Raw genomic sequence first — 11,859 nt, 5'->3', positions numbered from 1 at the left:
GCGGGTGCGGATCACGGCGCCGAGAGCCCCAGGGTGTAGGAGCCCGAGCCGCTGTACGCGTGGATCACGTAGCGGTAGTAGCCCGCGGAGCCGTTGTAGGTGATGTCCTCGTTCTCGCCCTCCGAGCCGGAGACGGCCACGTCCGCCCAGGCCGAGCCGGTCCACTTCTGGAGGTAGAGGTCGAAGTCGGTGCCGGCCGGGCCGCGCAGGCAGCCGGTGTGGGTGCCGGAGGTCGCCGACCAGTAGTACGAGCCGTCCGGCTGGGCCGCCCGCTGGCCGGCGGCCAGCGTGCCGCGGTAGGTGTACTCGGCGTTCTCGCAGCCGGTGGGCGGGGTCGTGCCGCCGACCGCCAGGGTGTACGTGACGCTGTGCGTGGCCGAGCCGGTGCCGGTGACCGTGATCGGGTAGGTGCCGTTCGGGGTGCCCGCCGCGACCGAGACCGTCATGGTGGCGGCGTTGCCCGAGGTCACCGAGGACGGGCTGAAGGAGACGGTGACCCCGCCGGGCTGGCCGGAGGCCGAGAGCTGGACCGTCTGCGGGTTGCCGCCGACCGTGGAGGTCTTCACGGTCGCGGTCACCGAGGCGCCCGGCTGGGCCGAGCCGGAGGCCGGGTCGAGCGCGAGCGAGAAGTCCGGGGTGCTCGTGCCGCCGCAGTCGGTCTCGCCGGACTGGGCCGGCACCCGGATCGCGTCCCAGGCCGCCTTCACGGCGAGGCACTCGGCGCTGCCGTAGGTGTTCTTGGCGGTGGACAGGGTGGCCTTGCGGGCGGCCAGGTGGTTCCAGGAGGAGGTCTTCATCAGCAGGGCGCCCATGAAGACCTTGCCGGCCTTCTGGATACCGATGCCGGTCACGGACGAGGGGCCACCGGCGCATATGGGGCTCGCGGGCTTGCCGCCGCCCGGGTTGGAACCCTCGGCCAGCAGGTAGAACCAGTGGTTCTGCGGGCCGGCCGCCGCGTGCACCTCGGTGCCGGAGGTCAGCTGGTTGTAGCAGTTGGGGTCGTTGTTGGCCAGCGACGGGTTGTACATGTAGCGGATGGGCTTGTTGTCGCCGAGGAAGTTCAGCTTCTCGCCGACCGTGTAGTCCGGGGTGTCGTTCGGGTTGTTCGCGAAGTGCTCGGTCAGCGCGCCGAAGATGTCACCGGTGGACTCGTTGAGTCCGCCGTTCTCGTTGGAGGAGCCGGCCGAGCCGGGGGTCCTGTCGAAGATCTCGTGGCCGTACTCGTGCGCCACGACGTCGATGCCGGTCAGTTGCATCGTGCCGTTCCGGTTGCGCCCGTAGGTGGTCTTCGTGCCGTCGTAGTACGCGTTGACCTCGCCGAGCCCGGCCCGGGCCGGGACCATGCCGCCCTGGCCGTTGATGCCGTTGTAGCCGAACCACTGCTTGAGCATGTCCGACTCGCGCTGGGCGGCGTACATGATGTCCACGCAGGCGGTGACCAGGTCGTTCGCGGTGCCGTTGCCCCAGGGCGAGGAGCCGGTGTACGCGCTGCCGTTCTGGCCGCCGCACCGGAACGAACCGCGGCTGGTGTCCGTCATGGAGGAGGCGGCGGTGTCGATGGTGACGTTGCCGTTGTGGTAGCCGCGGCCGTCGGCGTGCCGGACCTTCTCGGTGGCCTGCACGACCTTGCCGGTGGTGGCGTCCACGTACGTGTCCAGGCCGCTGGGCGCCCGCTGCGCGGTGCGGCCGGTGACCAGCGTGTGCCAGGCCAGCACGCCCTTGCCGTCCTTGACCAGCACGGTCAGTTCGGGCGCGGTGGCCTCCTCGACGGTGGCCAGCTGGCCGCGGGCGGTGGCCTCGGCGGCGGCTGCCGTGACCTCGGCCCGGGTGGAGAGGCTGAGCGCGGGGGAGGGGGCCGCGGCCAGGTCGCGGACCGTGCCGGCGCTGTCGGCGAGGACCACCGCGTCGCCACCGCCGTGCACCGGCACGCCGCGGTACGTCCGCTGGTACGCGGTGTAGTAGAGGCCGCCGGCCCACGGGGTCACCGAGGTCCGCACGAGCTTCTCGTCGGGGCCGTGCCGGAGCCCGTCGAGCCCGCTGCTCGCGGCCTGGTCGGCGGCGGCGAGGGCGAGGGAGCGGCCCTGCTCGGGCGGTGCGGGCCGGGGAGTGGGGGAGGCCGCCGACGCGGTGCCGGCGACCGCGCCGGCGAGGCTCGCGGTCAGCGCGAGGGCGGCCGCGGCCGCGGTCCATCGGGTGCGATGCAACGTCTGCTCCGATCAACGTGGGGGTGGAGTCAGGGGGATCGCGCCGAGTATGGGCGTGTGCATGACCGGAATGGGACATCCTTGCAGGCATAAGGCCCGCGTTATGGTGCGTCGGCCGCCGCCCGCTTACCCTGCGGCAATGCAGCTGGAGTTGAGGCATCTGGAGGCTGTCTGCCGGATCGCGGAAGCGGGCAGCCTGGGCCGGGCGGCGGCCCGGCTCGGCGTCTCCCAGCCGGCCCTGTCCGCGCAGTTGCGCCGGATCGAGCGGGTCGCCGGAGGCGAGCTCTTCCACCGCGGCCGGCGCGGCGTGGAACCCACCCCGCTGGGGCAGTTCGTCCTGGCCAAGGCCCGTCGCGTGCTCGGCGAGATGGACGCCCTGGCCGCCGGCGCCCGGGCCGCCACGTCCGGGGACCGCCCGCTGCGGCTCGGCTGCATCCTGCTGGTGCTCGTCGACGGCCTGCTGGCCCAGCTCGACCTGATCCTGTCCGGCCAGGAAGTCGCCGTGGAGCTGGAGCACTCGGTGACCGCGCTGACCCGGATGCTCGGCGCCGGCCAGTACGACGTCGTCCTGTACGGCGAGGTCAACGACCACGAGGTGCCGCTGCCCGAGGGCGCGGTGGCCCGGACCCTGGTCGCCCGCGAGCCCTTCTGCGTCCGCCTCTCCGACCGCCACCCGCTGGCCGGCCGGGACCGGATCGACCTCGCCGACCTGGCCGGCGAGCCCTGGATGACGCTGGTGGAGGACGACGACGGCGGGCCCGAGGCGCTGGTCGCCGCCTGCGAGAAGGCCGGCTTCACCCCGCTGCTGCGCCACCGCATCACCGACCGCAAGATGCACTACGACCTGATCGCGGCCGGCCGCGCCGTCTCCCTGACCCAGCCCACCGCCCCGCCCACCCCGGGCACGGTCCTGCGGCCGCTGGCCGGGGACCCGGTCACCGGCCGCATCCGGCTCGCCTGGAACCGCTCGGCGGTCTCGGCGGCCCAGGCCGACCTGCTCTACCGGGCCGCCGCCCGCGCCTACCTGTCCGGCCTCGACAACAACCCGTTCCACCGCACCTGGTGGGACGCCCGGCCCGAACTGCACCCGGTCCTCGACTGAGGCCGGGGCGGGCGTGCTGTCGGGGGCCGGGGCGCCGGGGCGTGGGTCGCGGGGGTCCGTGCCGCCGGGGCGTGGGTCGCGGGGATCCGTGCCGCCCGGGCGTGGGGCGTCGGTATCCGTGCCGCCGGGGCGCGTGCCGCCGGGGCGAGGGCCGCCGGGATCCGTGCCGCCCGCCCCTGGAGACCGGCGTTCGCCGGTTGTACGACGAACCGTCACGGAGGAGACCCCGGGCAGTACACCGGGAGGCGCTGTCCTTGGGGCGCTCCTCAGCCCCTCGTCCGACGCCCCCGTCCCCCCTCACCCCAGAGGTCGACACACCCATGGCAGAAGTCAACCGCCGCAGGTTCCTCCAGATCGCGGGCGGCAGCGCCGCCCTCACCATGCTGGGCGAGAGCATCGCGCGCGCCGCCGCGATCCCCGCGCAGGGCGCCACCGGAACCATCCAGGACGTCCAGCACATCGTCGTCCTGATGCAGGAGAACCGTTCCTTCGACCAGTACTTCGGCACCATGAAGGGCGTCCGCGGCTTCGGCGACCCCCGCCCGGTGCTCCAGGACAACGGCAAGTCCGTCTTCCACCAGTCCGACGGCGTCAAGGACGTCCTGCCCTTCCACCCCCAGGTGAACGACCTGGGCATGCAGTTCCTGGAGGGCCTCGACCACGACTGGAACGGCGGCCACGCCGCCTACAACAACGGCAAGTACAACAAGTGGGTCCCGGCCAAGACCGCGACCACCATGGCGTACATGACCCGCGGGGACATCCCCTTCCACTACGCCCTCGCCGACGCCTTCACCGTCTGCGACGCCTACCACTGCTCGTTCATCGGCGCCACCGACCCCAACCGCTACTACCTGTGGTCCGGCCACACCGGCAACGACGGCACCGGCGGCGGCCCGGTCCTCGGCAACCAGGAGGCCGGCTACGGCTGGAAGACGTACCCCGAGCGCCTGGAGGCGGCCGGGATCTCCTGGAAGGTCTACCAGGACATCGGCGACGGACTGGACGCCGCCGGCTCGTGGGGCTGGATCAACGACGCCTTCCGCGGCAACTACGGCGACAACTCCCTCCTCTACTTCAACGCCTACCGCAACGCCCGGCCGGGCAGCCCCCTGTACGACAAGGCCCGCACCGGCACGAACGCCAAGGCCGGCGAGGGCCTGTTCGACCGGCTGCGCGCCGACGTCGCCGCCGGCACCCTGCCCCAGGTCTCCTGGATCGCCGCGCCCGAGGCCTTCAGCGAGCACCCGAACTGGCCGGTCAACTTCGGCGCCTTGTACATCTCCCAGGTCCTCGACGCCCTGACGTCGAACCCGTCGGTCTGGGCGAGGACGGCGTTCTTCATCACGTACGACGAGAACGACGGCTTCTTCGACCACGTCGTGCCGCCGTACCCGCCGGCCTCCTCCGCCTGGGGCCTGTCCACCGCCGACGTCAGCAAGGACCTCTACACCGGGGGCGGCGGCTACAACGCCGGGCCCTACGGCCTCGGACCGCGCGTCCCGATGATCGTCGTGTCGCCCTGGAGCAAGGGCGGCTACGTCTGCTCGGAGACCTTCGACCACACCTCCGTCATCCGCTTCATGGAGAAGCGCTTCGGCGTGACCGAGCCCAACATCTCCCCCTGGCGCCGCGCCGTCTGCGGCGACCTGACCTCGGCCTTCGACTTCACCACCGCCGACCCGGCCCCGGCGGCGCTCCCCCCCACCAGCGGTTACCTCCCGCCGGACCACGACCGGCACCCCAGCTACCACCCGACCCCGCCGGCCACCGCCGTCCTGCCCCGGCAGGAGGCCGGTGCCAAGCCGACCCGCGCGCTCGGCTACGCCCCGTACGTGGACGGCAGCCGGACCCTGTCCACCGGGAAGTTCACCCTCACCTTCGCCTCCGGTCCCACTCTCGGCGCCCACTTCCACAGCACCTCGGGCAACCGGACCGACGGCCCCTGGCCCTACACCGTCGAGGCGGGCAAGACCCTCTCGGACACCTGGAGCACCAGCAGCTCCACCGGCAACCAGATCGACCTGACGGTCTGGGGGCCCAACGGCTTCCTGCGCACCTTCAAGGGCCCCACCAAGAAGGCCGGCCCCGAGGTCACCGCCCGCCACGACGGCACCACCGGCAACCTCAGGCTCACCCTCACCAACTCCGGCTCGGCCGCGGTCAACCTGACCGTGACCAACGCCTACGGCGGCACCACCCAGACCCTGCGCGTCGCCTCCGGCGCCACGGTCACCCACGTCGTGGACCTGCGCACCACGGGCCGCTGGTACGACGTCCGCGTCGTCTCCGACCTGGACACGACGTTCCTGCGCCGCTTCGCCGGCCACGTGGAGACGGGAGCGGCCGGAGTGTCGGACCCGGCACTGCGGACGGTGTGACGGGCGTGCCGGTGTGACGGTGTGACGCACCGGACCGTGTGCCGCACCGGACCGTGTGACGGGCGGGACGGTGTGACGCGCGCCGGTCAGTGCGACGGCGTGCGGTGTGACGCGCGCGGGTCGGTGCGACGGCGTGCGGTGTGACGGCGGGTCAGCTGGGCAGAACGTACGGCGACCCGCCCGTCACAGCCGTCACCGAGGGAGACCGCATGGCCATCGCCCACCGCAGGATCGGCACCGGAGCAGTCCGCGTCATCGTCCTGCACGACTGGTTCGGCACCTCCGCGAACTGGGGCTCGGTGCTCGACCACTTCGACCCCGAGCGGTTCAGCTACGCCTTCCTCGACTACCGCGGGTACGGCGACCGCCGCGAGGTCCCCGGCCGCCACGACCTCGCCGAGATCGCCGACGACGTCCTCGCCCTGGCCGACGAGCTCGGCTGGGACACCTTCTGCCTCGTCGGCCACTCCATGGGCGGCAAGGCGGCGCAGCAGGTGCTGGTGCGCGCGCCCGAGCGGGTGGAGCGGATCGTCGGCGTCGCCCCCGTGCCGGCCGCGCCGTACCCGATGGACGAGGCGACGCACTCCCTCTTCTACGGCGCCGCAGAGGACCCGGCCAAGCGCCTGGCCATCCTGGACCTGGTCACGGGCCGGCGGGCCAGCCGGCACTGGCTGGCCGGCATGGTCGCGCACTCCGTGGCCGTCTCGTCCCCCGAGGCCTTCGCCGGGTACCTCGCCAGCTGGCAGACCCTCGACCTGTCCGACGCGGTCAAGGGCAGCACGGTGCCGGTGCTGGTGCTCGTCGGCGAGTACGACCTGGCGCTCACGGCCGAGGTGATGCAGGCCACGTGGAAGGTCTGGTACCCGGACTGCCGCGTCCACACCCTCCCGGGCAGCGGCCACTACCCGCCGCACGAGACGCCGGTGGCCTTCGTGACCGCCGTGGAGGCCTTCCTCTCCGCAGCCTGAGCCGGGTGGGAGGGACGCCGCTGTCGGTGACGGACCGTAGGCTCGCTCTTGCACAGGAACACGCCGGCGGTCCGGAGGACCGCACCGCCGGTGACGAGGCACGCCCCGTCCGCGCCGGCGCGGACGGGGCCGCACGCTGGGGGAGAGAGCGCATGACCATCGCCCGACCGGGACGTCCGCAGGACCTGCCCGCTCCGGAGCTGCTGTGGGCCCGCTGGGGGCTGGTCGCCGTGCTGCGGGCCACCGCCGCCGACGAGGAGCGCGGCGGCCGCCGCACCGGCCACTGGATCGACGACACCGGCCTGCGGCTCGACGACTGCGGCTGCACCTGGTGGACCCTCTCCCGGGTGGGCGAGGGCCGCTTCGTCCTCTACGGCGAGGACGAGTCGAGCGCCGTCAAGTGGCACGAGCCGCCCATCGACATGCTGGCCACCGCGCCGGACTGGCTGCCGCACGACCGCCTGCGCGACCTCCTCGAAGGTTGGGAGCTGGGCTGCATCTACTGGTACGAGGACGGCGCCTGGGGCCGGGCCCCGTACCCCGCGGACCTGAGCGACGACGGCCTGGACTGCGGCATGAGCCGTTTCGTGGACCGTTCGGACCTGCTGCGGGACGTGGCGTACGACGATCAGGACTGGGGCAAGGTGGCCGACCGCGCCGAGGAACTGGTGACGGCGGCCGAGTCCTACCGGCTCACCCCGGCCGCGCTGCGTGCCGTCGTCGGCGACTCCCCGGCCGCGGCCCGGGACCTCCCGGCGATGCTGCGCACGCTGGAGCGGACGGGTCTGGCGGGGACGGGCCTGGCGGGGACGGGTCCGGAGCGGACGGGTCTGGCGGGGACGGGTCCGGAGCGGACGGGTCCGCTGGCGTGAAAAGCCCGTGGGGGGCACGAGGAAACCTCGTACCCCCCACGGGACCACAGGGTGAGTGACGGGACTCGAACCCGCGACCACCTGGACCACAACCAGGTGCTCTACCAGCTGAGCTACACCCACCGCGACGGGCGGCGGACCACCCGTTCGATGTGCACGCACAGCATAGCGGATCAGCGGGACTGCCCTGCGACGGGATACCGGGCGGCGGGAGGGCCGCCCGGCACGCCCGGCGTTCAGCGGGGCGAGTGGCCGGCGCTCGCAGCGGCGCTGGGCTGCCGGCCCGCCGCGTGCTCCACAGCCGCGGTGGCCAGCGCCCGGACGATCGGGTGCGGCCGGGACCCGTCCCCGTACAGCTCGGGCTGGAAGAGCGTGGCGAGGAAGAACGGGTGCCCCGGCAGCTCCACGATCCGCACCTGCCCGTCCTCGTCGTGGCCGGACAGCCGCAGCCCGTGCTCGACGAGCACCGGAAGGTGCCGTTCGACGGGCCCGTAATTGCAGTGGTACCGCTCGGTGGACCGCTCGGCCCCGAGCACGGCCTCGGCGAGCGAACCGGCCGCGGCGTGGACGAGGCCCTCGTGCCCGACGAGCGAACAGGCGAGCGGGGCGATCAGCGGGTCGGGGGCCCCGGGCTCGTTCTCGGCGTGCCGGGCGTCGGTGATCCCGCAGACGTGGCGGGCGTACTCGAGCAGCGTGTGCTGGAACCCGCCGCAGGTCCCGAGGAAGGGGATCCCCCGCTCCCGCGCGACCCGCACGGCGGCAACGGCTCCGGCCTCACTGACGTACGGACTGCCGGGCAGCACCCAGACGGCGTCGAACCCGTCGAGCGGCTCGGTCGCGGCGTCGGGGGTCGGAATCCAGTAGGCGTCGAGCACGAGCCCGTCCCGCTCGGCGAGGGCGTCGAGGAGGCCGGGGATCCGGGTGTGCGAGGCGACATGGGGCGAACGGTCACCGACGAGGGCGACCTTGGCTACGTGTGCGGTGGTCATGCGGATCATGGTGGCGGGCGGGGGTGGTTCAGCGCCAACGATTGTTTCCGGTGGGTCGATAAGCATCGCTGATGCCGGCGGGGAGGGCCGGGGGAGGGAGGGGAGGGAAGGAGAGGGGGAGAGGGAGTGGGGCGGCTGAGGAGGAGAGGCGGGGGAGGAGGGGCGTGGGAGGGGGAGGGGGAGGAGGGGCGTGGGAGGGGGCAGGGGCGGGGGAGGGGCGTGGGAGGGGGCAGGGGCGGGGGAGGGGAAGGAAGGGATGACGGACGCGGGAAGGCATCCTGAAGGGATGGACCCGCACCTGCTCCGTACGTTCGTCGCCGTGGCGCGGCTGGGGTCGTTCTCCGGCGCCGCCCGCGACCTCGGGTACACCCAGTCCGCCGTCTCGCAGCACATCGCCGCCCTGGAGGGCGACCTGCGCACCGAGTTGCTCACCCGGCGCCCGGTACGGCCGACGGCGGCGGGGGCACGGCTGCTGGAACACGCCGGTCCGCTGCTGCTGCGGCTCGACGCGGCGCGGGCCGACGTGGCCCGGCTGGCCGTCGCGCCGCCGGAGCGGATCACCCTGGCCGCGTCGCCGCTCGCCCTCGGCCCCCGGACGCTCACCGCCCTGCCCGCGACCGGCGTGACGCTGCGCGTCATGCCCCGGGCGGAGATCCCGGCCGCGGTCGCGACCGGCGCGGTCGACCTCGGGCTCGTCGACGGGCTCGCCGCGCCCAGCGACCCGCTCCGGCTGCCGGACGTCGCCCCGCTGACGGTCACCGGGGTCGGCGAGGACGAGCTCGCGGTGCTCCTGCCCGCCGGCCACCCCCTGGCCGGCCGGTCCGCGCTGCGCCTGGCCGACCTCGGCGACGCTCGCTGGCTGGACGCCCCCGAGGCCGGCATCCCGCTGCCGGCCGTCCGCGCGGCCCTGGGCATGCCCGGTTGCAGGCCGTCCCTGCGCTACGACGGCACCGACCTCCAGACCCTGTACGCCCTGAGCGCGGCGGGCCACGGCCTGACCCTGCTTCCCCACCGCGCAGCGGCCTCGGTGCCCCCGCCGGCGGTAGCCGTCCCCCTCTCCACCCCGCGCCTGGTCCACCGCACGGAACTCCTCACCCCCCACACCCCGACACCCCCGGCCACAGCCTTGGCCCACCGCCTGACGACGGGAGCGTGAGCAGCGGAATGCGACCCCGTCGCCCGGCCGAGCATCCGAGCCGGTCCGTCGGACCGCAGAAGGCGTTTCGGGGGCCTGAAGAGCAGCGCCGGCCGCACGACAGCTGGCGAAAAGATGCCACCTGGCACACGGTGGCGCGCGACGATCGACGGGTCTGCGCCGCCTGCGGAGCTCTCGTCCGCTCGTACCAGTACCGCTTCCACCCGCCCGAATCGTCCATGTTCGAGCGATGCATCGCCTTCGCTTGGTGCCCGGTCTGCCGCGTCTACGTGAGCCACCTGGTTCACATTCCGCGTGAGCAGGTCCTCGTCGACGCACTCGCTGTGCTTCCTTCCGAGCAGCGAGCTCGGCTCCTCCGCTCGGAAACCCGCCTGGTCGCCTACCTGGACCGTCAGGCCCGGCGCGGTAGTGCCTGAGCCCGGCGCAGGGCAGGTGGCGGACGAGGACCGCCGACCACAGGGCGTACGGCGTACCTCCCTCGCCATCCTCCGGATTCCCGGCGAACTCCAGGCAACCGAATTCTCAAGACCGGTGGTCTGGAGGGGTCGAGGGGGTGTGAGATGCAGACGCAGAAGCAGGAGGACGAGGCGGAGTTCCAGGCGTTCGTCAGGGCACGGTGGCAGCACCTGGTGCGCACCGCATACCTGCTGACGGGCAATCCGCACGACGCGGAGGACCTCGCCCAGACAGCATTGGCCAAGGCGTACCGGTCGTGGCGGCGAGTCTGCCGCACCGACCACCCGGAGGCGTACGTCCGCCGGATGTTAGTGAGTTGCAACAACGACCGGTTCCGCAAACGCCGCGTCACCGAACGGCTCACCGCTGCCCCGCCCGAGAGATCGGCGCCCGACCCGGCGGCCGCCTGGGCGGACGAGCGCAACGCGCTCATGGCGGCGCTGGCCACCCTGCCCGCCCGCCAGCGGGCCGTGGTGGTCCTCCGGTACTGGGAGGACCTCTCGGAGGCGGAGGTGGCGGACGCCCTGGGCTGCTCCCCGGGGACCGTGAAGAGCCAGGCCGCCAAGGCCCTGGCCAAGCTGAGGGCCTGCCCGGGGCTGGCCCAGATCGTCGAAGGACCCGTGCGCGCGGGCGCAGCGCCCGCCTGGCGCGGTGCGCGTGGCATGCAAGGAGCGACGTCATGATCGAGCAGGAGCAGGATTCCGTCCTGGAGGCCCGCCTGCGCAGGATGCTGGCCGAGGACGCCGAGGCGGTCCGGCCGGGGCAGGCACCGGTGACCGACATCGTCCGCCGGGGACGGCAGGAGCGCTGCCGACAGTTGGCGGCGACGGCAGCGGCCTTGGTGGTGCTCGGTGGGCTCGCCGGCATACCGGCGGTCGCCCTGACGCTCGCGTCGGGCGGCCAGGACGAGGACAGCCCCGCGCGTTATGTGGCGATGGCCTCGGGTTCGCCCGCGACCACGAGCAGCGCGCCGGTGCACGTCCCCAGCCCTCCGGCGTCGCCGGAGCTGCTGGCCGACGGCGTGACGTACGACCAGGCGGCCTCCTGGGTCGACAGCTGCCTGCGCTTCAAGGAAGAGCACAGAACACCCGGTGAGGAGTGGCACCCCGTGCGGCTCTCGGACATGCGCATCGTGCTGTCGCAGCGGGCCGCGGCCGACGAAGAGGCGCCGGGCGGCGGTCACTGGGTCGTGGCGGCCAAGGACGACTATCCGCAGACGGCCGTGCTGTGCCGGGTCAGCGACGGCCGGGTGACCGCCTTCATAGGCGGCCAGGGCGGGCAGCGCGACGAGAACAGCCCCCTGGTGGCGCGCGACCCCCATGCCTCGAAGCTGTGGCAGCAGCCGGCATCGGCGACGGCCGGGTCCAGCAGGCCCGCGTACCGGTGGGGCGACTTCGGGACGGTCGCCCCGGAGGTCAGCCAGGTGACGGTCAGCTACGGCGGGACGATGGTCCAGGCCGGCGTGCAAGGCGGCCGGTACGCGGTGACGGGCATATCCGAGCGCTCCGACCCCGCGCCGCCCCGGCTCCGGGGGTACGACGCCAAGGGCGTACTGATCTACGACTCCGCACCTGACGGCGGTCCGCAGCAGGACTCCTCCTGACGCGCGGCGACCCGGGGGCACAGGGGTACCCCGGGCCGCCGCGCCCACTCCCGGCCGCTCCGCGCTCGCCTTCCTCGAAGGGGGCCGGCTCCTCCCAGGAGTGGGGGGGGAGTCGGCAGGAGCTGGGC

10 protein-coding genes and 1 tRNA gene are annotated in these 11,859 nt (G+C 73.4%); 8 read left to right on the top strand and 3 right to left on the bottom strand.

The features are described from left to right. Window positions 1-11: 11 nt before the first annotated feature. Window positions 12-2,204, bottom strand: coding sequence for a M4 family metallopeptidase (locus tag LG632_RS09350; RefSeq protein ID WP_226726429.1), 2,193 nt, complete (start codon window positions 2,202-2,204; stop codon window positions 12-14). A 139-nt stretch (window positions 2,205-2,343) separates the two neighbouring features. Between LG632_RS09350 and LG632_RS09345 the strand changes: the two genes are divergently transcribed. The 4 genes from LG632_RS09345 to LG632_RS09330 all read left to right on the top strand — a co-directional run bounded on the left by LG632_RS09345 (window position 2,344) and on the right by LG632_RS09330 (window position 7,527). After that, the gene (locus LG632_RS09345; protein WP_226726428.1) at window positions 2,344-3,306 is read left to right on the top strand and encodes a LysR family transcriptional regulator; all 963 of its coding nucleotides are present in this window, start codon (window positions 2,344-2,346) and stop codon (window positions 3,304-3,306) included. A 320-nt stretch (window positions 3,307-3,626) separates the two neighbouring features. Then, window positions 3,627-5,687 carry a phosphocholine-specific phospholipase C gene (locus tag LG632_RS09340; protein ID WP_226726427.1) on the top strand — a complete coding sequence of 687 codons (2,061 nt, stop codon included), beginning with the start codon at window positions 3,627-3,629 and terminating at the stop codon, window positions 5,685-5,687. Window positions 5,688-5,896: 209 nt separating this feature from the next. Then, window positions 5,897-6,655, top strand: coding sequence for an alpha/beta fold hydrolase (locus LG632_RS09335; RefSeq protein WP_226726426.1), 759 nt, complete (start codon window positions 5,897-5,899; stop codon window positions 6,653-6,655). A gap of 152 nt (window positions 6,656-6,807) precedes the next feature. Further along, entirely contained in the window at window positions 6,808-7,527 is a 720-nt protein-coding gene (locus LG632_RS09330; protein WP_226726425.1) for a hypothetical protein, read from the top strand. A gap of 50 nt (window positions 7,528-7,577) precedes the next feature. Here the strand turns inward: LG632_RS09330 and LG632_RS09325 are convergent. After that, window positions 7,578-7,650 (bottom strand) — tRNA-His (locus LG632_RS09325). Between the two features lie 113 nt (window positions 7,651-7,763). Next, window positions 7,764-8,516, bottom strand: a complete 753-nt coding sequence (locus LG632_RS09320) for a CTP synthase C-terminal region-related (seleno)protein (protein WP_226726424.1) — start codon at window positions 8,514-8,516, stop codon at window positions 7,764-7,766. A gap of 286 nt (window positions 8,517-8,802) precedes the next feature. Here LG632_RS09320 and LG632_RS09315 point away from each other — a divergent pair, with 286 nt between their 5' ends. The 4 genes from LG632_RS09315 (at window position 8,803) to LG632_RS09300 (ending at window position 11,731) form a co-directional block, all read left to right on the top strand. Next, a complete protein-coding gene (locus LG632_RS09315; protein ID WP_226726423.1) occupies window positions 8,803-9,672 on the top strand; it encodes a LysR family transcriptional regulator in 870 nt (289 codons plus the stop codon). Next, window positions 9,669-10,088, top strand: a complete 420-nt coding sequence (locus LG632_RS09310; RefSeq protein ID WP_226726422.1) for a hypothetical protein — start codon at window positions 9,669-9,671, stop codon at window positions 10,086-10,088. The genes LG632_RS09315 and LG632_RS09310 overlap by 4 nt, the downstream gene beginning before the upstream one ends. A 144-nt stretch (window positions 10,089-10,232) precedes the next feature. Next, complete coding sequence (locus tag LG632_RS09305; RefSeq protein ID WP_226726421.1) at window positions 10,233-10,811, top strand: SigE family RNA polymerase sigma factor; 579 nt, start codon at window positions 10,233-10,235, stop codon at window positions 10,809-10,811. Beyond that, a complete protein-coding gene (locus tag LG632_RS09300) occupies window positions 10,808-11,731 on the top strand; it encodes a hypothetical protein (RefSeq protein ID WP_226726420.1) in 924 nt (307 codons plus the stop codon). The genes LG632_RS09305 and LG632_RS09300 overlap by 4 nt, the downstream gene beginning before the upstream one ends. Window positions 11,732-11,859: the final 128 nt, after the last annotated feature.

The sequence above is a fragment of the Streptomyces antimicrobicus genome, assembly GCF_020532625.1.
GTDB classification, from domain to species: domain Bacteria; phylum Actinomycetota; class Actinomycetes; order Streptomycetales; family Streptomycetaceae; genus Streptomyces; species Streptomyces antimicrobicus.
The sequence above is the reverse complement of the archived record's forward strand: the minus strand, read 5'-3'. Positions and strand labels throughout refer to the sequence as shown.